Source organism: Alcanivorax borkumensis SK2 (assembly GCF_000009365.1).
GTDB lineage: Bacteria > Pseudomonadota > Gammaproteobacteria > Pseudomonadales > Alcanivoracaceae > Alcanivorax > Alcanivorax borkumensis.
Genome location: NC_008260.1, coordinates 578,695 through 599,149, shown reverse-complemented (window position 1 = coordinate 599,149; position 20,455 = coordinate 578,695). Strand labels below are relative to the sequence as shown.

The window sequence follows — 20,455 nt, the reverse complement described above, 5'->3', positions numbered from 1 at the left end:
AGAGGCAACCATGAAAAGAATTGATACCCATCAAGTGGAAGCCCCCAATGCCCTGCCCCTAATTACCGTGGGCGACCAAACCATCACCCAAGACGAGATAGCCCAGGAAATGCAGTATCACCCGGCTACCGATCTTAATCAGGCGCAGCACAATGCAGCACGGGCATTGGTGGTCCGTCAGCTACTATTACAGCAGGCCCAAACCATGGGCCTTGCTATCGACTGTGAGGGAGATGAAGCCGTCATTAGCGCCCTGTTGGAGCGGGAGCTCACCGTGCCAAAGCCTCAGGATGAGGACTGCCGCCGCTTCCATAAAGTAGAAATTGATCGTTTCAGCGAGCCTTGCCAGGTGCTTACCCGGCACATTCTGCTAGCCGCAGGCCCTGACGACGCCCGTTCCCGCGACAGCCAATACCACCAGGGACAAAAGTTGATCCAGCAACTGCGCGACGCCCCCCAGCGATTCCCCGAACTGGCCCAGCGTTTTTCACAGTGCCCTTCGAAGGATCAAGGCGGCGAACTGGGCTGGCTACAGCTTGGACAAACCATCCCGGAGCTGGACAAGGTGTTACAGCGCTTGCCTGAAGGATTGCATGCCCGCCCCCTTCCTACCCGTTATGGCTGGCATGTGGTACACATTATTGAACGTAGAGAAAGCCGCCCACTACCCTACGAACAAGTGGAAGAGCGAGTCCGTCATACCCTCACAGAACAGGCTACCCGGCGCGCCTTGCGCCACTATCTACTAGCCTTGGAAGCTGACATCGGGGTGAAGGGCTTTCAGCTCGACCCCGACTCCAACAGCCCGCTGATGCAATAATGGAGATCTCTTGCAGGTCACCCATGCCAGAACGACTGGACAGTTTAGACCCTCACATTTGTTATCTGCGCCTGACGTCCCAACCGCCGTAGGTAACCTGTGCTGCACGCAGCGTATGCGCGAAAGCGTAAACACGCCTACTTCGCGATCAAGTGCTAACACGGAAAAATGCATCAGCTAATTCGCAAATACTATTAGGGCACCTCAAAAAATTCCTTACCCGCTCAGTGTTTCAGGCAGGAGCGCACTCTACACCTCATTCAAAGCACAGAAGGCGCGCCCCTCAAAGGGCGCACTTTTGTAGGCACGCGCCTTGTTGTTAATGAAGTGCAGCAAAGGGGCCGTGCCACCCAGGAGGACCCGAAGGGCGTGGCCATAATCGCTCTCTTCAATCACCGGTCGATAAAGCGTAAAAACCCGTTAACCTTTGATCTTTAAACACTAAAACAGTACCACCGGCACAAAAGGGCTGTTAATGTCTGGTTCGAGACTTTCACCGCAGTGTGTAATTTGCTCGCTTTTTGCGTATGAGTAGGTGCGAAAAAGTCACCCGCTCATCGCTCACGGTATTTTCCCGCTGTTAACGATTCACGATTCACGGTTAACGAATTTTTCATGCCCGCCGATAGCAGCCGTAGCCAACAGCATCTAAAAGCCATTAACCGCGCCCTCGCCAGCGGGACCTATACGCAGGTACGCCAGCTGATCAATAACCTGCCCGGCGCTGAAGCGGCACATTTACTGGAATCCTCGCCGCCACGAGAACGGGAAATTCTGTGGCAACTACTGCATAAGGATCAGGAATCCGAAGTCTTGCAGTACCTGGGCGAAGAAGTGCGGGGGGAGTTACTGCGTGACCTGTCCACCGACGAACTGGTCTCGTTGGCCGAAGACCTCGACACAGACGACTTAGCCGACCTGCTGCAAGAGCTGCCGGACCATGTCACCTCCCAAATCATGGCCAACCTGGATGCTCAGAACCGAGAACGGCTCGAGCATGTCCTCAGCTACCCGGAAGACACCGCCGGTGGCCTAATGAATACGGACGTGATCACCGTGCGCCCGGAAATCACCTTCGAAGTGGTACAGCGCTACCTGCGTCGGCGCGGCGAAATCCCCCGCACCACGGATAACCTGGCGGTAGTTAACCGGAAAAACCAGTTCATCGGGCTGCTACCACTGACCAAGGTACTGATCAGTGATCCCGGCACCACTGTGCGCGAAGCTATGATCACCGACACAGAGTCCATCACTGCCACCCTGCCCGCCCACCAAGTGGCAAAAATCTTCGAACGCCACGATTTGGTCACCGCCCCGGTGGTGGACGAAGACGGCATGCTGGTGGGTCGGATCACCATTGATGACGTAGTAGACGTCATCCGTGAAGAAGCGGACCACTCTCTAATGAGCATGGCCGGTCTAGATGAGGATGAAGACACCTTCGGTTCCGTGTGGCAAACCGCACGCCGCCGGGCGCTATGGCTGGGCATCAATCTTCTCACCGCACTCGCCGCTTCCGCCGTTATCGGCCTGTTTGAAGCCACCTTGGAAAAGGTGGTGGCTCTGGCGATTCTGATGCCCATCGTCGCCAGCATGGGCGGCATTGCCGGCAGCCAAACACTGACACTGGTAATCCGCGCCATGGCGCTGGGTCAGATTCAGTCCAACAACACCCGTTACTTGCTGTTCAAGGAACTGTCCGTGGGCGCCATTAACGGTTTGCTTTGGGCTACGGTCATCGGCATTACTGCCGGGCTCTGGTTCAACGACCCGAATCTGGGTTTGGTCATCGCCGCCGCCATGGTGATCAACCTGGTGATGGCCGCCAGTGCCGGCGCCCTGCTGCCGATCACCATGAAACGGCTGGGCATAGACCCGGCACTGGCGGGCTCCGTGGTACTGACCACCATTACCGATATTGTCGGCTTTTTTGCCTTCCTCGGCCTGGCCACGGTGCTCTATGCCCACCTACTAGCGTGACAAAGAAGGCAGGCCATTATTGGCCTTTCCCCTAGCCAAAAAACAAACGAATCACAGGGGCAACTTATCGGCCAGCCACCTTAATGGGCGACAGCAGCAGAGACCCACAGGCAATATTGCCGCGATAGTCCACATCCGTACCGCTCCCTTGGATGCCTCTGAGCATCTCTCCCAGATGGCCGGCAATGGTAAACTCTTGTAGTGCACCTTTTACAACACCATTCTCAAACCAAAAACCGCTTGCCCCACGGGAGTAATCCCCGGTCACCAAATTAATACCCTGGCCCATGACTTCGGTAATTAGAATACCTTTGGGAACCTTGGCCATCAGCGCGGCCAGCGAATCACCGGTGTCAGTGAGGCGCACATTACGTACCCCTCCGCCATTGCCGGTGGGAGCCATATTCAGCCGCCGGCTGGCATAGAGCCCCAACGCATACTGTTTCAGCACACCATCTTCTACAAACGCTTGAGGCCGCGTGGGCAGACCATCTCCATCGAAAGGCGCTGACGCGTTACCCGCCGGCAGGTGAGGATTTTCCGTTAGCTGAAAACCGGCCGGTAACACTGGCTTGCCCAGGCTATCCTGCAAAAAAGAACTACGGCGATAAAGTGCACCACCACTGATAGCAGACACCAGATGCCCGAGCAAACCTGAAGCCACCTCTGGCGCAAAAATCACCGGCAGCTCACCAGTCTCCGGCACTTGTGCCCCCAGGCGAGCCAGCGCGCGCTCACGAGCACGCAGGCCCACCTCTTCAGCTGAAGCCAACTGATCACCCACCCGTCCACCGTCATACCAATAATCACGCTGCATGCCGGCATCATCCTCTGCAACGACGCTGCACACGCGGCTATGGTTAGTGCCACGATAGCCATGCAGAAAACCTTCCGAGGTGGCATACACCCTTAGGCTAGCGCCACTGTTCACTGACGCCCCTTCAGAATTGACGATACGAGCGTCATCACGAGCTACCGCTTCACAATGCAGAGCGTCCTCAATGGCGGATTGGGTATCCATGGCCCAGGGGTGGTACAGATCTAGGTTCGCCACGTCGCTAGCCAGCTGATTGGCTGGCGCTAGGCCCGCATAACGATCCTCTTCGGTGTAACCAGCAATGGCCGTGGCCGCCGCTAAGGTATCGCGCAAACTGTCACGATTATCGTCGGAGCTACTGGCGTGACCTTTACGCAGACCCTTGTACACGGTGACGGAAACCCCACGGTCACGGTGGAATTCCACCGTCTCCACCTCTCCCTGGCGCACATTTACCGAATAGCCCTGGGACAGGCTCACACCCACTTCCGCCGCATCGGCGCCCTGGCGTTTTGCCTCTTCTATCAGCCAGGCAGCAGTATCTTTTGCCTGTTCTAGCTGCGTATTGTCGAGTTCGGCTGTCGTTGCGGAGGAATCAGACATAAAATAGCGGTTCCATTGATGGGTATTAAACAGTTATGACCGAGTATAGCGACGAGCAAATCACCAGCAAGGGCCAGCAAAAACGCGAAGACAATGCCTTGCAAGAACTGGGTCTGTTACTGATGGACATGAAACAGGTAGAGCGCGAACGCTTGCCCCTGCGTGACGATCTGCAATATGCGCTGGCTGAAGCTACCCGCATCACCAGTCATGAGGCCCGCCGACGTCACGCTCAATACATCGGCCGGCTCATCCGCGAGACTAACAGCGAACAGATTATCAAAGCATTGGAATTGCTCAATGATCCCTTTCGACAACAGCGGCTCAGCAACTGGGTCGAGCAGATTGTTGCATGTGAACAGCTGAAAGACGCGGGAGCCACCCTACAACAAATTTTGGAATTCTTTCCTCACGGCGACCGTCAGCAACTACGCAATCTCACGCGCAATGCCCTGAAAGCTCAAGTCGAAGATCCGGCCACGGCTTCCACGGCAGAAAAAGACAAATTCAAACGCGAACGCCGCAAACTGATCAATTACCTCAACCAGCTGGATAAAACCGCACCGCTGTACTGACTCCACGAGTAGACTTGCAAGTGGAGTCAGGGCCTTACCGGAATCACCACTGCAGTTTTATCCGCCTGCCACCATTGCAAGAAGTTCCCGCCGACGGATTTCTGGGGCAAGGATAGGTCGTCATCTTCGGTGCCCCGCTCCTTTTCCATGAGCGAGACATTTTCTTCAGCCGCCTCAAACCAGGCGTCGGGGTCTTGGACCCCGGCCAGCATTGCTTCGCCATACAGCGCCTTACTGAACCAAGTTCGCTCGGAATCATCACCACAACCAAACGAGGTACGGTCCGCCGCAGCAGAGGAAAACACCACTCGCTCCGGTGAAGCCAAGCTTTCCACCCATTTACCCGAGTAACAGGCCGACACCACCAGCCATTGATGACGAGCAGCAAGCTCATCCAGCCACGCCTTACCATCAGCAACAGAAAGATTATTGAGCTTGAGGCTCTTATCATCCAGTACCAAATCCCCGTTGGGCGATCCGTGGCTAACAACATGCATCAGTAACAGATCTTCATTTGGGTCCATCAAGGCATCCAGCGCTTTAAGGCTTTCCTGGATACTAGTTCGGGTGGCCAAGGGCAAATCATCACTGCCCCCATTAATCAAACGCACGTGCCGCCGCTTCAAATTAAACACAGAGTCCAGCCGTTGTGCGACCCAATCCACTTCACGGGCAAACACCGCTTCAGTGCCATCTCCGCCCACCACCAATAAATAGACATCACGCACGCCCGGCCGCTGGGGCGCCAGTGACGACAACACCGACTGCAAACGGCTTGATTCCGTGTACAGCCTCGCTTCCATGGCTGCCGCCTGCCGCTGCTTACGCTGACGCCAGGCCTTTTCGCTAGGGTAATAGTCACCTCGCACAAAAAAACCCTTTTCCACCACCGCCGTTCCTCCATCATCGAAACGAGTGCGGGTGCCAGGGCCTTGCGCTTTGCCCTTTTCAAAATCGGCCCGAATCACGGCGCCGTCCGGGCGGGTCAAAACACCTTTTCCCTCGAAGGTAAAAAAATCAAATTCACCCTGATAATGATAGCCTTCATCGTTGCGGTAGGAACCTTTGACCATGTAGCCATCGGCGAATGTCCCTTCAAACTGCTCCCCGGATGCAGTAACCCACAGCCCCTGCCCATGGGGTTGAAAATCGCGAAATTCACCCTGGTAGGAATTATCATCCAGATATTCCACTGAGCCTTTAATCAGTTCGCCATCTTTGAACTCTCCCTGCCAAGAAGCATCTTGGCAGGTGTAAGCGCCTTCGCCATTAAGAACACCATTAACGAACTGGCCCTCCTGAACACAACCGTCGCGTTCCTCCAACCGACCCTCGCCGGTCATTAGCCCGTCCTGAAACTCCCCCTTATAACGCCGGCCACCGGGCCAAGTCAGAGTGCCCTCACCGTGAAACAAATTGCTCTTTACATCACCTTCATACACAGCGCCATCGGGCAGCCGCACATCCGCAGGTAACTGTCCCGGATCACAGGCCGCCAGCAACATTAGCCACACAAACAGACAAAGCGTTCTCATAAGCAACGGCTCTTCATTAACCCACCGGCAGTTTAAATTGTGCCAGCTGGGACGATGTACGACGCAGGTGAGTGCATAACAGGCGAGCAATATTTTCCATCACCAAGCTCACCGCATGAGGGCTGCGTTTGCGTAACTGTTCAATCCCTTTGCGGGTCAACACAATCAAAGTAGCGTCTTCTGCGGCACGCACCGTTGCCGACCGTGGCTCATGATCCACCAATGCCATTTCCCCCATGCAATCACCGGGTCGCAGGTGGGCAATCACCACTTCACCGCCTCCCTCATTGTTCTTCACAATATCCAGGCAACCTCGCACCACAAAACAAACAAAATCGCTACGGTCCCCTTCGCGGCAAACCACATCACCCACTGGCACCCGATTGACGAACACTAGTTTTTCCAATATTGCTAATTCGTCCTCGCTCAGACCGGCAAACAGCCGCATACGCGACAGAATATCCAGCACCTGGGACATCAGGCCGTGCCTCCGACGGTCAAAGCATCCACGCGCAGCGTCGGCTGCCCTACCCCCACCGGCACGGATTGACCATCTTTACCGCACACGCCAATTCCAGAATCCAGCGCCAGGTCATTGCCGACCATGGAAATACCGCGCATGACTTCCGCACCACTGCCGATCAAGGTGGCGCCTTTCACCGGGCAAACAATTTTCCCTTTCTCTACCAGGTACGCCTCGCTGGTGGAAAACACAAAACGCCCGGAAGTAATATCCACTTGCCCTCCGGCAAAATTCACCGCATAGATGCCACGGTCCAGGCTGGCAATGATGTCCTGCGGATCACTCTCGCCTGGCAACATGTAAGTATTGGTCATGCGAGGCATAGGCAGGTGCGCATAGGATTCACGGCGACCATTACCGGTAGGAGCCACCCCCATTAACCGAGCATTAGTTTTATCCTGCATGTAGCCTACCAACTTGCCGTTCTCGATCAGCGTGTTGCAAGCGGAAGGCGTCCCTTCATCGTCCACATTCAGGGAACCACGGCGGTCCATCAAGGTGCCGTCATCCACCACGGAGCACAGTGGTGACGCCACCTGTTCGCCCATTTTTTTAGCAAACATGGACGTACCCTTGCGATTAAAATCGCCTTCTAGTCCATGCCCAACCGCTTCATGCAACAACACGCCAGGCCAACCCGGCCCCAGCACCACCGGCATGGTGCCGGCCGGCGCCGCTTCTGCCTCTAAATTCAGCAGCGCACCGCGCACTGCTTCCCGAGTCCAGGTTTCAATACGCTCTTCTTGCAACAACCAATCGTAGGCAACCCGCCCACCGCCGCCGGCACTACCACGCTCACGGCGCCCTGCACGTTCAGCAATCACGCTCACATTGCAGCGAATTAACGGACGCACATCCGCGGCCAGCGTGCCGTCGCTAGCCACCACCATCACCACATCCTGCTCGGCACTGAGGCTGGCCGTTACTTCGACAATGGCCGGGTCCAGTGACCGGGCCATTGCATCGATACGCTGCAACAGGGCTACCTTCTCTGTTGCTGGCCAGTCTAGCAACGGATCCATGGCGCCATAGCGGGCGGGCGGGGCTGCACGGCTGGCCAGCTGAATTTGGCGATCCTGACCTTGCTGGGTAATCGCCCGGGCCGCGCCGCTGGCCTGCTGCAAAGCAGCCAAGGTAATGTCATCGCTGTAGGCAAAACCGGTTTTTTCTCCCTGCACAATACGGACACCGGCACCTCGCTCGGTATTGAAACTGGCATCGCGAACGATGCCATCTTCAAGAACCCACGCCTCATGACGACTATGCTGAAAATAAATATCAGCGTAATCCGCCTGCCCGGTGAGTTTGTTATTCAGCAGTGAAGCCAGGTGCTGGGTGTTCAGATTAGCAGGTGCAAGCAGCACCGATTCTGCAATAGAAAGAACGTCATCAGTTCGTGTCATAGGGGCCTTCAATACGTAATCGTTGATGCTGTTGCACCGGCATACGCTGCCGAAGCTCATACAAGGTAGCAAGGTCCAACGGCGTCACAAGTACACCCGGTGCATTCCCCAGACTTGCTACCACGTCACCCCAGGGTGACACTAGCATGGAATGGCCGTAACTGGCACGACGCGGGCTATGTTGCCCACACTGGTTGGCGCCCAGCACATAACAGCCCGTCTGCACCGCCGTCGCTCGCAGCAGCAGCTCCCAATGCGCCTTACCGGTTACCGCGGTGAACGCGGACGGGTATACCAACAGTTCTGCCCCGGCACTCGTCAGCCGCTGAGCCAGCGCGGGAAAACGCAGGTCGTAGCAAATCGCCAGGCCAACTTGAACACCGCCAAGCGGCGCGGTAACGATGGCTTCACCTGGCTCGAAAAAATCCGATTCTCTGTATTGGCCCTGGGCATCGTGTACCTGGGCATCAAACAGATGCAGCTTGTCGTAACGACCTACCACCTGACCTTCAGACGAAACCGCCAAAGAGCGAGTACGCACCCGTGGCGCCGGCACGGGTTCTCCGTCAGGACGGGTCAACGAAGGGATGCTACCGCCAATAATCGCCATACCCAACCGGGATGCCTGCTCACACAGCCACTGTTCCAACCTTTCATACTCAGCGGCCAGTGCTCGATAATCGACGCCATAACCAGCAAAATTTTCCGGCAGCACCGCTAGGCTAGCGCCCTGGTCATGGGCCTCCTGTAACAGCTGAGCAGCCTGCTCTAGATTGGCCTTTGCACTTTCTACGCTGGTCATCTGTATTGCAGCAACGTGTACCACGGCATCTGGCTCCATCATTCGAAAATCCCTTCTGTCTCAGACACATCGGGGCCCGACCAGCTACCACTTACTCGGTACTCCATGGTCGCGGTCTTGTCCAATTCATCGCCCCATATTCGCTCTACCACAAAGATACCGGCACACGCAGCAGGTCCAGCCAAACACCCAGCATACAAGTTACTGGACAGGGGCAACGTGACTTCCATTTGATGGTTCAGGGTTTCTTTTTCAAGATTGATCGTCCCTTTCACGCGAATTGCCGCAGAAGGCGAATCAATCGCTAGGTTGCTTGTAGACACATGAGGCCCGTCGAGGGCGAAGTCCCCGGTGATGCTGTCGCAACTCAAGCCTTTTTTATACAGATCAGAGAAATCCAGTCGCAAGCGACGCTGGATGGTGCCCAGATTGAGGATCCCCAACAGCCGCAAGAACGACGTTTTGGTATCGGTATCGGGTATCCGGCATTCACCAATATCTACCCGGGCCTGACCGTTCAGGGCAAGATAGTTTGGCGCCAACGGCCATTGCGCCCACCCTAGCGACACCTTGGCTGTGGCATCTTCTGATTCAATCATTTCCGGTAGCCCCCAGGCGCGCAATGAACGGCCCAGATTGTCCGACGTCAGCGAGCCATTGAAGCGGGTGTATTGGGCGCCGTCATCCTCCGTCCAGTCCACCGTGCCCAGAATGCGGCTAGCCCGCCAACGGCCTTGCAAATCATTGATTCGCAGCCCCTGCTCTGTGGGGCGTAGTTCCGCCTGCCACTGGCCAAAATCCTCGCCATCGATACGCAAATTAGCTAACCGGGCGTTTACCGACGGCAAATCCATTGGCGACAAGGGCGCGCCGGATTGTGGATCAGCGCTGTCTGGCAAAGTCAGGTTCATCCGCGAGACGGATAGATCGAGCGGCACCTTGCCTCGGGCCGAAAACCCTTCAGGGATGGCCACCGAGCCGGCCACGGACGGGCTGCTCAACGCCAGATCCCAACCATTAGCACGAGGCAACACGGACAGACTTGCCTCCGACACATCCACACCAAACAAATCCAGTGTGGCCACCTGCACATTAACCTTGTTCAACCCACCCTGCTGGGCCCCATTACCGCCACCGCCCGAAGCGTTCGAGTCCATGGCTGGCAGCAACTCATTGCTGACGAAATCAATCCACGCTTGCGCGCTGGCCCGAGCCAACCGCCCCTGCACATCGATGCCGGAAGCAGGGATGTGTGGAGTACCGACACCCAGTCTAACCCCACCCCGCACGGTTTCATTAAGAGCGAAAGCGCCGCGCACGGTATCACCATATTGTAACGCCAGATGTTGACCATTATGGGTAAGGTCCAGCGCCAGATTCCGCGATTGAGAGGCCGTCTTCCCCAGCGGAACAGGCGCATCCACTATGACGCCCTTAAGTGAAGAGGTGGCATGCAGGGCGAAAGAATTTCCCTGCCAAGGCACTTGGATTGCCATAGCCAACGGTAACGAGCCACTGGCCGGCGCCAGCCAATCGAAGCCCAACCAATTGCGCAACGACTCCACCGGCACTTCGCCATCCAAGGTCAGCGTGCTTTTACCCGATCCGGTAATCCATTTACCCGTCACCTCGCCGCCCAAAGTGGAGGCGCTAAGCCGTGACATTTGCAGCCCGTTACGCAAATGAAAATATACCGGCGCCTGTACGTCGGTGATAAGCAAATTACGCTCACGGTTTTCCACCTGCCCATCAGCCACGGACGCATTCACGATCACCATGGGCGAGGTCGACCCTTTCTTGAGTGGGATATTCAGGGTCAGCTGCCCTTTCATGTTACCGCCCAGATAGCGCCAGTCTTTTACCTCTTGGGGGAGCTGCTCAGCCAACGGCGTGTTCTGAAACACTGTATCCAGGTCTTCGAGCGGACCACTGACTTGGCCGGCCACAATCACGCTGGGGCCGCTCTCATCATCAAAAGCGGGCACGTCTACATGCACCTCGGTGAGCTGACTATTCAACAGGCTCCCTTGGCTGGCCACTCCTTGCACCTCACGACCATTAACCCACACATCCGCCTTAACACCAGTGGCCTCCGGCCAGTCCGGCAGAAACGACAGGCGCACATCGTCGGCCTGATAGCGCATCTGAAAAGTGCGGTCCTGCTGTCGACTTTTGTCGATTTTTACCGGCCCCTGATAGAGCAATTGCCCGCGCTGAAGATGACCATCGCCAATCGCTTGCGACAACCACCCGGACAGCCCATCCGGGAGCGGCTTCAGGGGAATGTAGTGACTGGCCCGCGCGCCATTTCCATCGTAAATTTCCGCGGCCAGACGCAGCTCGGGAATTTCTCCCGGGCGCAAGGTAACGGCCATCATGGCTTCGCCGTAGGCATCTGGGTTCACCACCCGCAAGCGGCTGGAGCGCACCGAGAGCGCCTCGCCCTCCCGCTGCCAACCAAACACGCCGGCCAGTTGGCCGCCCAGTGCATGATCGTACAGTCGCGGTAATTGCAGCGACACATTGTCACTGTAAAGGTGCGCCAACCCCTGATTCGGAGACCCTGCCACCCAGCCATTCAGCCCCTTAACACCAGGGATATTGTCATCCGCCTCGCTCGCCAGCCCAGCAAAACGCACCTGAAACTGCTCCAAGTCTCGCGCATGACCGCTCAGATACACCCCTTCCACTACTCCCCGGGGGGACGCCACCGCTATTTTTTCACGCCATTCACTGGCCAATTTCGGCAACGTAAACGGCCAGTCTTTGAATTGCTGAGTTATGGCATGCAAGGGCAACGCATTGGCCCGCAGCTGCCATTCACGCCGCTCGCCCTGGGTTTCCCATCGCAACGCCATATCCCCCAGCGTCAGCGGACCGGTAGGTGAGTTTCCTGTCAAATTGGATAGCGACAACGTGGCCTTCTGGTCCTCACGCAGCAGCGATGCCCGCAACGACAGGCCACTCAAAGGCAACACTGTATCTGCCTGGAATAGTGTCAGTGCAGGCACATCAACCTGCAGCTGCCCGGAGGTAGGCTCCCCCCCCTGCAGTGTCCCCCATAGGGCTACAGACGCATCCAGCGAGCCCAGTTCCAGCGGCATGGCGTCGATTTGAGGCAACCATTCGTTCAGCCGCTTGCCTTCAAAGCGAGTAAAAATATCCGCATCCACTTGATCCAACGTGTAGGCATCTTCATGCAGGTGAATTTTTGCCAGCAAAGACAGGGGCCGATCACGGGCCTCCACCCGCACCGCCAGCCGATGTTCGTCACCATCGTTGGTCATGGTGGCATCCAGCTCGGATGCTGCCAACGGTGGCATTCCTGGCCACTCTAAAGACAGCCGTGCATCGCTGATCGACAGTAATTGCTGTCGATAAAACAATTTTAGAATACGTTCCAACGGTGGACGATTATCAGGGTCACTTTGCCCAAGCACATCCAACCCTCGTAGACGAATCTTGCCGTCATCGCCGCGCACCAGACTCAAATCGACACCGCGCACACTGAGCTCTTCAAGCACCAGATCCCGGTGCCACAAGGAGCGCAAGACATCGATGCTAAGCACCACTTCGCCCAGCACCAAAGGCGCTTCGCCTTCGGGGGCTGGCAGGCGAATCTGGCGAGCCACAAATTGTGGCACCAACCCGGACATGGTGCCGTTCAGCTCGGCAATGGTTAGTGGGGTCTGGATACGTTTTTCAAATATCTGCTCAAGGCGCTCACGGTAATCGGGCACCAACAACATAAGCTGACGCCCCACCACCACGTAAGCGGCCATCAGCAATAAAACTGTCGCGACCGTCCACCACAGGGAAGGAAAAAATCGGCGCCAGCGTGCGAAGCGGGTCAATACCATAAGTTAGTCGATTTGCCAGTAAGGAATGTCGGCCCATTCAAGCAGTTCCACCGTTTGCTCCAGCGGCAGGCCAACCACCCCACTGTAACTGCCAGACAACGACTCCACCAGTGCGCCACCCAACCCTTGAATGCCGTAACTGCCCGCTTTGTCGCGCCCTTCACCCGTGGCCACATAGACCTCTAGCCGGGCGGCTTCAAACGGTCGAAATTGTACGGTTGTTACCGTGTGACGCACAGCCTGCCGACCTTCACTGCACACACACACCGCTGAGATAACCTGATGAGACGTCCCACTCAGCTGCGTCAACATGGCCAGCGCCTCTGTATCATCGGCAGGCTTACCCAGAATTTGGTCTCCCAGTACCACCGCCGTATCAGCCCCCAACACAGCACCAGGCGTAGGCATACGAGCCTGGCCCACCAATGCCTTTTCGCGGGCCATACGTCGCACATAGTCCACTGCCGCCTCGGCCGACCGAGGCGTTTCATCAATGGACGGCGCCGGTAGCACCGTAAAGGGAACCGCAATCTGCTGAAGCAATTCAGCACGGCGAGGAGAACCGGAGGCAAGGTAAAGAATCATAGGGCCAGAAAAAATGAATAATTGATAAGGGAAAATGGATAGCGAAGAATTCTAACTACTCGTCATTGCGCCCACTGCATGACGACAGTTTCGTTATCAATTATCCATTATCAACTGTCAATTGCTCTTTAGCGTACTAGAAAGCGCAACTGAATCCAGCGTAACACCGCACATACCGGACGCCACACTAAAGCGCTGGACACAGAAGAATAGAGAATGGTGTAAGGCGGATACAAGGTACGGCCCACGGATTCCTGCACCAGGAAAGCCAGCAAGCTCACCGTACCCACCAACAAGAAAATCACAGCGCACTGCTGTAGCCCGTTGAACACTCGCATGCGCTTGTACGCAGCGAGCATCACAAAAGCGCCTAGCGCTGTCGCCAGGCCCCATTGTCCCAGCGTAGTCCCCACCAGCACATCGTGATAAAGCCCCACAAAAAAGCCCCACAACACGCCAATACGATGCGGCAGGACAAGTACCCAATACACCAGCACCAGTAGCATCCATTCCGGGCGAATCCAGTCAATGCTCGCAGGTAGAGGGATTACCTCCAGCAGAGCCGCCAACAGTAAGGTAACGATGATAACGCCGGTACCGGCAGGACGATCACTGACCATTGTCAGCCTCCGCTGGAGTCGGCCTAGCCTGAGGCGCTTGCGTGGGCTGAACCAGCAGCACATGGCTGGCACGATCAAGTTGGGCTGTGGGCCGCGCAGTAATGTGAGCAAACGGTGTGCCCGCCTGATGGTTCACCGAAGTTACGCTCGCCACCGGGTAACCTCGAGGATACAGCTGCCCTAAACCGGTACTCACCAACAAATCCCCCTGTTGAATGCCCGCCGTGTCAGGTACATATAAAAGCTTCAGTCCACTGGACTGCCCCACCCCGGCTAATACCGCGCGCACGCCATTACGATTTACCTGCACACTCATCGCGTGGCTGGCATCGGTAATCAACAGCACCCGTGAACTGAGCGGACCGGCATCCACTACCTGACCAATCAGTCCTTGGGAATCGAGCACCGCCTGGCCTCGGAAAACATTGTCTCCCGTACCCTTGTTGATCACGATTTCCTGGCGGTTCGGGTCGGGATCCACACCGATGATTTCTGCCACCAGTACATTGGCATCCAAGTCGGCCGAAGAATTAAGCAACTCACGCAACCGCACGTTTTCCGCTTCCAGCACCGCCAAACGCTGCACCTTCTGCTCCAGAATCAAAGCCTGACGCTGCAAGCGACGATTCTCGTCGAGCAGCGTGCCACGGCTTTGGGTCTGTTCGGAGAGCCATTCACCACTGTCTACCGGCAGGTGGGCCAGATAATGAATGGGCGCAGTCAGGTAGCCCAGCACATGTCGCACCGGGGCGGCCCAGGGGGTTCGCTGATCCAACACCATCATGACGACAGCAAGGACCAGCGCGATAATGACGCGGTAGGAGGATTTGGCCGGGGCCACCATGGGAATTAACCCATGGCCAGCATGTCAAAGCCTTGGCTGTCCATCAGCTCCAGTGCCTTGCCGCCGCCACGGGCTACACAGGTCAACGGGTCATCGGCAACAATCACCGGCAAGCCTGTTTCTTCCGAGAGCAGACGATCGATATCGCGCAACAAAGCTCCGCCACCGGTAATCACCAAACCACGCTCGGCAATATCCGAGGCCAGCTCAGGCGGAGAGGCTTCCAGTGCATTCTTCACCGCATTGACGATGGACGCTAGGGGCTCTTTCAGAGCCTCCAGAATTTCTTCGGAATTCAGCGTAAAGCTGCGCGGCACACCTTCCGCCAGATTACGGCCACGCACATCAATTTCACGGATCTCGGCGCCTGGGTAAGCAGTCCCTATTTCGTGTTTGATACGTTCAGCGGTGGACTCACCAATCAGAGAGCCATATTCCTTGCGCACAAACGCCACAATCGCCTCATCAAAGCGATCACCGCCGATACGCACGGACTCAGAGTAGACCACCCCGTTAAGAGAGATCAGCGCGATTTCCGTGGTGCCACCACCGATATCTACCACCATGGAGCCACGGGCTTCTTCTACGGGCAGGCCAGCACCAATGGCCGCCGCCATAGGTTCTTCGATCAAATACACATCACGGGCGCCAGCACCATAAGCGGAATCTTGAATGGCACGACGCTCTACCTGGGTAGATTTGCACGGTACACACACCAGCACGCGGGGCGCCGGCGGAAAAAACCCGGTGTCATGCACTTTCTTAATAAAGTACTGCAGCATTTTTTCGGTCACGTCGAAATCGGCGATAACGCCGTCTTTCATGGGCCGAATAGCCGTAATATTGCCTGGGGTACGCCCCAACATACGCTTAGCATCAGCGCCAACGGCCGCCACACTTTTCTGTGCACCATGGTGACGGATGGCAACCACGGAGGGTTCATCCAATACGATGCCGCGGCCACGCACGTAAATAAGGGTGTTTGCGGTCCCCAAATCGATGGACAAATCGGTGGAGAACATCCCCCGAATACGCTTAATCATGGACATCCTGGCCAGTTTCCTGAACTTTTCGCGAAAAAACGATGCCTAGCGGGAAAAAGCCGAGCATCTCATAAGATGGCGCAACTCTAGCAACGGCAAGGTCATTGGGCAAGCTGACATACTGTGGGTACAGTGGCCCCGGATAGGCGGTCTATGGTACTTTTTGCGCCTTTCAGCCCTTAGTGCCTGTTTGTAATCTATACGCAACCGCGCCGGCGTTCCTTTTTTCGTTAGATCGTGCTTGCGAACGCGCTGTGTAGCTGCTCTATATAAACAGGCTCTTACCCTCCACCAGCCTTCGGCGGGGGATGCTTACGGAGAGAACCATGGCCATTAATTCCAAGGTGGTTGCCCAGGTGGCCCATCTGGCACGTCTAAAAGTGGACCCCCAGGACAGCAACGCCCTGTCCGACCGTCTGAATGACATCCTCGCGATGGTAGACCAGCTGCAGCAGGCCGACGTGGACGGCGTGGCCCCCATGGCCCACCCGCTGGACGTTACTCAACCTTTGCGCGACGACGTAGTGACGGAACCCAACATCCGTGACAAGGCACTGGCCATTGCCCCGGCAGTTGAAAACGGCTGCTTCTTGGTTCCCCGGGTCATTGAATAAACATGACCGTTTAAAGGCGAAAGAAAAAACATGCATACCAAAACCCTGACCGAACTCAAGGCTGGCCTAGCTGCCGGAGATTTTTCCTCCCGCGAGTTGACCGAACACTTCTTGGCCCGCATCAAACAGTATGACGGCGAACTCAACAGCTTTGTCACCGTGACCGAGGAACAAGCACTGGCCCAAGCGGATGCCGCCGATGCAACCCTTGCCACTAACCGTGCATCCTCCTCAGTGAGCGGCCTGCTCACCGGCCTGCCCATCGCCCACAAGGATATTTTCTGCACCGAGGGCGTGCGCACCAGCTGTGGCTCAAAAATGCTGGACAACTTTATTGCCCCCTACACCGCCACCGTGGTGGAAAAAATGGCGGCTGAAGGCGCCGTCATGCTGGGCAAGACCAACATGGACGAGTTCGCCATGGGCTCCTCCAATGAAACCAGTTACTACGGCCCAGTGAAAAACCCATGGGATCTAGAGCGGGTGCCTGGCGGCTCCTCCGGCGGCGCAGCCGCTTGCCTGGGCGCCCGCCTAGCGCCTGCTGCTACCGGCACCGACACCGGCGGCTCCATTCGCCAACCTGCGGCGCTGAATAACATCACCGGCCTCAAACCCACCTACGGGCGAGTCTCACGCTGGGGCATGATTGCCTTTGCTTCCAGCCTGGACCAAGCCGGCCCCATGGCCCAAAGCGCTGAAGACTGTGCGTTGATGCTGCAAGCCATGGCCGGCCACGATCACCGCGATTCCACCAGCCTCAACGAAAAGGTGGGCGATTATCTTGGCGCCCTTAAAGACGACATCCGCGGCCTGACCATTGGCATCCCGGAAGAGTTTTTCCCAGACACCCTGGATGGCGCTATCGCCGACAACAGCCGTGACGCGATCCGCGAACTGGAAAAACTCGGCGCAAAAGTAGTATCCGTCTCCTTACCCAGCATCAAGCTATCCGTACCAGCCTACTATGTGATTGCCCCGGCAGAAGCCAGTGCCAACCTTAGTCGTTTTGACGGTGTACGTTTCGGCCATCGATGTGATGACCCACAGGATCTGGAAGACCTGTACAAGCGCTCTCGCTCAGAAGGGTTTGGTGATGAAGTAAAACGGCGCATCTTAGTCGGCGCCTACGCGCTGTCCGCTGGTTACTACGACGCATACTATCGCCGCGCCCAACAAGTGCGCAGTTTAATCCGTGACGACTTTGCCCGCGCCTTTGAAAAAGTAGATGTGCTGATGGGACCCACAGCGCCTGAAACCGCCTTCAAGCTCGGAGCGAAGAAAGATGATCCGGTCAGCATGTACATGGCCGACGTGTTCACCATCGGCGTTAACTTAGCCGGCCTTCCTGCGCTGTCCATGCCCACGGGATTCATCAACGGCCTGCCCACCGGCACCCAGATCATCGGCAACTATTTCCGTGAAGGGCAAATTCTTAACGTGGCCCACAAATACCAGCAGGCCACAGACTGGCACAAACAAGCGCCAGCGTTTGGAGGTGCACAATGAGTTGGGAAATCGTCATCGGCCTGGAAGTCCACGTCCAGCTCAACACCGCCAGCAAACTGTTTTCCGGGAGCAAATTATCCACCGGCGCAGAACCGAACACTCAAGCCTCATTGGTCGACCTGGGCCTGCCCGGCACTCTGCCAGTGGTGAACAGGGAAGCGGTACGCAAGGCTGCTTTATTCGGCTTGGCCATTGATGCGGACATCTGCCGTCACAGCGTTTTTGAGCGGAAAAATTATTTTTATCCAGACCTACCCAAAGGCTACCAAACCACGCAGTTGGCCGAGCCTATTGTGGGTGCCGGCACCGTTGAAATTCAGCTTGATAACGGTGAGAAAAAAAGCATTCGCATCCACCATGCGCATCTAGAAGAAGATGCAGGCAAGTCTTTACACGAAGACTTCCATGGCATGACGGGCATCGATCTAAACCGCGCCGGCACCCCGCTGATTGAAATCGTCAGCGAGCCGGACATGGCCAACGCAGAAGAGGCCGTGGCCTTTGCTCGCAAGCTGCACGCTATCGTCACCTCCATTGGTATTTGCGATGGCGACATGTCCCAAGGCAACATGCGTTTTGATGTAAATATTTCTGTTCGCAAACCTGGCGAACCCCTGGGCACACGCACTGAAACCAAAAACCTCAATTCTTTCCGCTTCATGGAAAAGGCCATCGCCCTTGAAGTGGAACGGCAAATTGACGTTTTGGAAGACGGCGGAGAAATCGTTCAAGAAACCCGCCTATACAACGGCGACACGCATACCGCTCGCTCCATGCGCAGCAAGGAAGACGCCAATGACTATCGCTACTTCCCCTGCCCAGATCTGTTGCCAGTGGCCATTACCGATGCCGACATCGAAGAATTGAAAGCGGCCATGCCAGAGCTGCCTGATTCACGCAAAGCCCGTTTCACAAACGATTATCAGCTTTCTGAATACGATGCAGACCTGCTATCCGGCTCCATCGCTACTGCCGCTTTCTTTGAAGCGGCCGCAAAATCCGGCGGCGACGCCAAGCTGGCGGCAAACTGGGTGATGGGTGAGCTGGCCGCCAAGCTGAACGCCGAAGAAAAAAGCATAACCGACAGCCCAGTCAGTGCCGAGCAGCTTGGCCAGCTGATAGCACGTCTGAAAGACGGCACCATCAGTTCGAAAATTGCCAAGCAGGTATTTGAGGCCTGCTGGGCCGGTGAAGGTAATCCGGACGAGATTATCGAAGCCAAAGGCCTGAAACAGATGAGCGACACCGGCGAGCTGGAAAAAATTGTCGATGACATCATCGCCAACAATGCCGCTCAGGCAGACGACTACCGCAACTCTGATGATGCCAAGAAAAAGAAAAAAATCGGTTTCTTTGTGGGCCAGGCCATGAAAGCCACCCAAGGCAAAGCGAACCCGCAGCAATTGAACAAACTGTTGCAGGAGAAACTGCAATGAGCCTGATCCGCGACCGGGTAAAACTGGAAAAGAAAGACGGCATTGCCTACGTCACCCTGAGCCGAGCCGACAAGTATAACGGCTTGGATTTTCCGATGATGGAAGGGCTGGTAGAAACCGCTCGACTGATTCGTAAAGATCGTCAATTGCGCGCCGTTATTCTTCAGGGCGAAGGCAAAGCGTTCTGTGCGGGGCTGGATTTCGGCACCGTCATGAAACAACCGGTCAAGCTACTTCGCAGCTTTACCAAATACGGCATCAAAAAAACCAATCTGTTTCAGGACGTCTGCTGGTGCTGGCGCGAACTGCCAATTCCGGTGATTGCGGTACTCCACGGCTACTGCTACGGCGGTGGCATGCAGATCGCCCTGGCTGCAGATTTCCGTATCACTACGGCGGATTGTGAAATGTCCATCATGGAAATCAAATGGGGCATGATCCCCGACATGACAGGTACGGTAACCCTTCGCGAGTTAGTCCCCATGGATGTGGCCAAAGAACTGACCATGACCGGGCGGCTGTTTAGTGGCGACGAAGCCAAAACCATGAACCTAGTCACCCGCGTGGCGGCGGATCCACTAGAAGAGGCCGAGAAGCTGGCTCAAGCCATCATAGGGCGCTCCCCAGATGCCATCAGTGCCAGCAAGGCCCTGTTTCAACAAAGTTGGAATGTACCGGAGGCCCAGGCGTTCGACGTGGAAAGCAAACTGCAGTTCAAACTGCTGCGTAGCAAAAACCAGCGCCGCGCTATGCAAGCTAACATGAAAAAAGAAACGCCCCAATTCGGCCCCCGCGAACGCGATTACTGAGCGAATTTGCTCGCATCAAAACGCCTTACCCGCGAGCCTGTTTTAGACTGATATTGTGCGGCAGACTCAATAGAAAAACC

The 20,455-nt window shown here is 56.2% G+C and carries 17 protein-coding genes; 7 read left to right on the top strand and 10 right to left on the bottom strand.

Translation table 11 applies throughout. The features are described 5' to 3' along the window. Window positions 1-10: 10 nt before the first annotated feature. Window positions 11-820, top strand: coding sequence for a peptidylprolyl isomerase (locus tag ABO_RS02815; RefSeq protein WP_011587828.1), 810 nt, complete (start codon window positions 11-13; stop codon window positions 818-820). A 615-nt stretch (window positions 821-1,435) separates the two neighbouring features. Further along, window positions 1,436-2,800: a magnesium transporter gene (gene mgtE / locus ABO_RS02810; RefSeq protein WP_011587827.1), complete on the top strand. Its 1,365-nt coding sequence runs from the start codon at window positions 1,436-1,438 to the stop codon at window positions 2,798-2,800. A 64-nt stretch (window positions 2,801-2,864) separates the two neighbouring features. On the opposite strand, the gene pmbA is transcribed toward mgtE, so the two are convergent. Next, entirely contained in the window at window positions 2,865-4,220 is a 1,356-nt protein-coding gene (gene pmbA, locus ABO_RS02805; RefSeq protein WP_011587826.1) for a metalloprotease PmbA, read from the bottom strand. Between the two features lie 35 nt (window positions 4,221-4,255). On the opposite strand from pmbA, the gene yjgA reads away from it, so the two are divergent. Further along, complete coding sequence (gene yjgA, locus ABO_RS02800; RefSeq protein WP_011587825.1) at window positions 4,256-4,795, top strand: ribosome biogenesis factor YjgA; 540 nt, start codon at window positions 4,256-4,258, stop codon at window positions 4,793-4,795. Window positions 4,796-4,821: 26 nt separating this feature from the next. Here yjgA and ABO_RS02795 read toward each other — a convergent pair whose 3' ends face one another. From ABO_RS02795 to ABO_RS02755, 9 genes are all read right to left on the bottom strand, one after another. Beyond that, entirely contained in the window at window positions 4,822-6,330 is a 1,509-nt protein-coding gene (locus tag ABO_RS02795; RefSeq protein ID WP_041704847.1) for a C13 family peptidase, read from the bottom strand. A 16-nt stretch (window positions 6,331-6,346) separates the two neighbouring features. Next, a complete protein-coding gene (locus ABO_RS02790; protein ID WP_011587823.1) occupies window positions 6,347-6,808 on the bottom strand; it encodes a Crp/Fnr family transcriptional regulator in 462 nt (153 codons plus the stop codon). After that, the gene (gene tldD / locus ABO_RS02785) at window positions 6,808-8,256 is read right to left on the bottom strand and encodes a metalloprotease TldD (protein ID WP_035460571.1); all 1,449 of its coding nucleotides are present in this window, start codon (window positions 8,254-8,256) and stop codon (window positions 6,808-6,810) included. Before tldD ends, ABO_RS02790 begins: the two co-directional genes overlap by 1 nt. Continuing rightward, window positions 8,243-9,100 carry a carbon-nitrogen hydrolase family protein gene (locus ABO_RS02780; RefSeq protein WP_011587821.1) on the bottom strand — a complete coding sequence of 286 codons (858 nt, stop codon included), beginning with the start codon at window positions 9,098-9,100 and terminating at the stop codon, window positions 8,243-8,245. The genes tldD and ABO_RS02780 overlap by 14 nt, the downstream gene beginning before the upstream one ends. Next, complete coding sequence (locus tag ABO_RS02775) at window positions 9,097-12,918, bottom strand: YhdP family protein (RefSeq protein ID WP_011587820.1); 3,822 nt, start codon at window positions 12,916-12,918, stop codon at window positions 9,097-9,099. Before ABO_RS02775 ends, ABO_RS02780 begins: the two co-directional genes overlap by 4 nt. A gap of 3 nt (window positions 12,919-12,921) precedes the next feature. After that, a complete protein-coding gene (locus tag ABO_RS02770) occupies window positions 12,922-13,503 on the bottom strand; it encodes a Maf family protein (RefSeq protein WP_011587819.1) in 582 nt (193 codons plus the stop codon). 128 nt (window positions 13,504-13,631) lie between these two features. Then, the gene (mreD, locus tag ABO_RS02765) at window positions 13,632-14,123 is read right to left on the bottom strand and encodes a rod shape-determining protein MreD (RefSeq protein WP_011587818.1); all 492 of its coding nucleotides are present in this window, start codon (window positions 14,121-14,123) and stop codon (window positions 13,632-13,634) included. Continuing rightward, window positions 14,113-14,967 (bottom strand): rod shape-determining protein MreC, encoded by an 855-nt coding sequence (gene mreC, locus ABO_RS02760; RefSeq protein WP_011587817.1) that lies wholly within the window; start codon window positions 14,965-14,967, stop codon window positions 14,113-14,115. Before mreC ends, mreD begins: the two co-directional genes overlap by 11 nt. Before the next feature lie 5 nt (window positions 14,968-14,972). Beyond that, window positions 14,973-16,010 carry a rod shape-determining protein gene (locus ABO_RS02755; RefSeq protein ID WP_011587816.1) on the bottom strand — a complete coding sequence of 346 codons (1,038 nt, stop codon included), beginning with the start codon at window positions 16,008-16,010 and terminating at the stop codon, window positions 14,973-14,975. Between the two features lie 326 nt (window positions 16,011-16,336). Between ABO_RS02755 and gatC the strand changes: the two genes are divergently transcribed. The 4 genes from gatC to ABO_RS02735 are packed head-to-tail and all read left to right on the top strand — an operon-like array spanning window position 16,337 to window position 20,375. Then, window positions 16,337-16,624: an Asp-tRNA(Asn)/Glu-tRNA(Gln) amidotransferase subunit GatC gene (gene gatC, locus ABO_RS02750; RefSeq protein WP_011587815.1), complete on the top strand. Its 288-nt coding sequence runs from the start codon at window positions 16,337-16,339 to the stop codon at window positions 16,622-16,624. A 30-nt stretch (window positions 16,625-16,654) separates the two neighbouring features. After that, window positions 16,655-18,130 (top strand): Asp-tRNA(Asn)/Glu-tRNA(Gln) amidotransferase subunit GatA, encoded by a 1,476-nt coding sequence (gatA, locus tag ABO_RS02745; RefSeq protein ID WP_011587814.1) that lies wholly within the window; start codon window positions 16,655-16,657, stop codon window positions 18,128-18,130. Then, on the top strand, window positions 18,127-19,566 hold the full coding sequence (gene gatB, locus ABO_RS02740) for an Asp-tRNA(Asn)/Glu-tRNA(Gln) amidotransferase subunit GatB (protein WP_011587813.1): 1,440 nt from the start codon (window positions 18,127-18,129) through the stop codon (window positions 19,564-19,566). Before gatA ends, gatB begins: the two co-directional genes overlap by 4 nt. After that, window positions 19,563-20,375: a crotonase/enoyl-CoA hydratase family protein gene (locus ABO_RS02735; protein ID WP_011587812.1), complete on the top strand. Its 813-nt coding sequence runs from the start codon at window positions 19,563-19,565 to the stop codon at window positions 20,373-20,375. The genes gatB and ABO_RS02735 overlap by 4 nt, the downstream gene beginning before the upstream one ends. Window positions 20,376-20,455: the final 80 nt, after the last annotated feature.

Excerpts from the sequence above, each read along its gene's own strand:
- ABO_RS02815 (WP_011587828.1), top strand. The coding sequence starts at position 11 with ATGAAAAGAATTGATACCCATCAAGTGGAAGCCCCCAATGCCCTGCCC.
- mgtE (WP_011587827.1), top strand. The coding sequence starts at position 1,436 with ATGCCCGCCGATAGCAGCCGTAGCCAACAGCATCTAAAAGCCATTAAC.
- pmbA (WP_011587826.1), bottom strand. The coding sequence starts at position 4,220 with ATGTCTGATTCCTCCGCAACGACAGCCGAACTCGACAATACGCAGCTA.
- yjgA (WP_011587825.1), top strand. The coding sequence starts at position 4,256 with ATGACCGAGTATAGCGACGAGCAAATCACCAGCAAGGGCCAGCAAAAA.
- ABO_RS02795 (WP_041704847.1), bottom strand. The coding sequence starts at position 6,330 with ATGAGAACGCTTTGTCTGTTTGTGTGGCTAATGTTGCTGGCGGCCTGT.
- ABO_RS02790 (WP_011587823.1), bottom strand. The coding sequence starts at position 6,808 with ATGTCCCAGGTGCTGGATATTCTGTCGCGTATGCGGCTGTTTGCCGGT.
- tldD (WP_035460571.1), bottom strand. The coding sequence starts at position 8,256 with ATGACACGAACTGATGACGTTCTTTCTATTGCAGAATCGGTGCTGCTT.
- ABO_RS02780 (WP_011587821.1), bottom strand. The coding sequence starts at position 9,100 with ATGATGGAGCCAGATGCCGTGGTACACGTTGCTGCAATACAGATGACC.
- ABO_RS02775 (WP_011587820.1), bottom strand. The coding sequence starts at position 12,918 with ATGGTATTGACCCGCTTCGCACGCTGGCGCCGATTTTTTCCTTCCCTG.
- ABO_RS02770 (WP_011587819.1), bottom strand. The coding sequence starts at position 13,503 with ATGATTCTTTACCTTGCCTCCGGTTCTCCTCGCCGTGCTGAATTGCTT.
- mreD (WP_011587818.1), bottom strand. The coding sequence starts at position 14,123 with ATGGTCAGTGATCGTCCTGCCGGTACCGGCGTTATCATCGTTACCTTA.
- mreC (WP_011587817.1), bottom strand. The coding sequence starts at position 14,967 with ATGGTGGCCCCGGCCAAATCCTCCTACCGCGTCATTATCGCGCTGGTC.
- ABO_RS02755 (WP_011587816.1), bottom strand. The coding sequence starts at position 16,010 with ATGATTAAGCGTATTCGGGGGATGTTCTCCACCGATTTGTCCATCGAT.
- gatC (WP_011587815.1), top strand. The coding sequence starts at position 16,337 with ATGGCCATTAATTCCAAGGTGGTTGCCCAGGTGGCCCATCTGGCACGT.
- gatA (WP_011587814.1), top strand. The coding sequence starts at position 16,655 with ATGCATACCAAAACCCTGACCGAACTCAAGGCTGGCCTAGCTGCCGGA.
- gatB (WP_011587813.1), top strand. The coding sequence starts at position 18,127 with ATGAGTTGGGAAATCGTCATCGGCCTGGAAGTCCACGTCCAGCTCAAC.
- ABO_RS02735 (WP_011587812.1), top strand. The coding sequence starts at position 19,563 with ATGAGCCTGATCCGCGACCGGGTAAAACTGGAAAAGAAAGACGGCATT.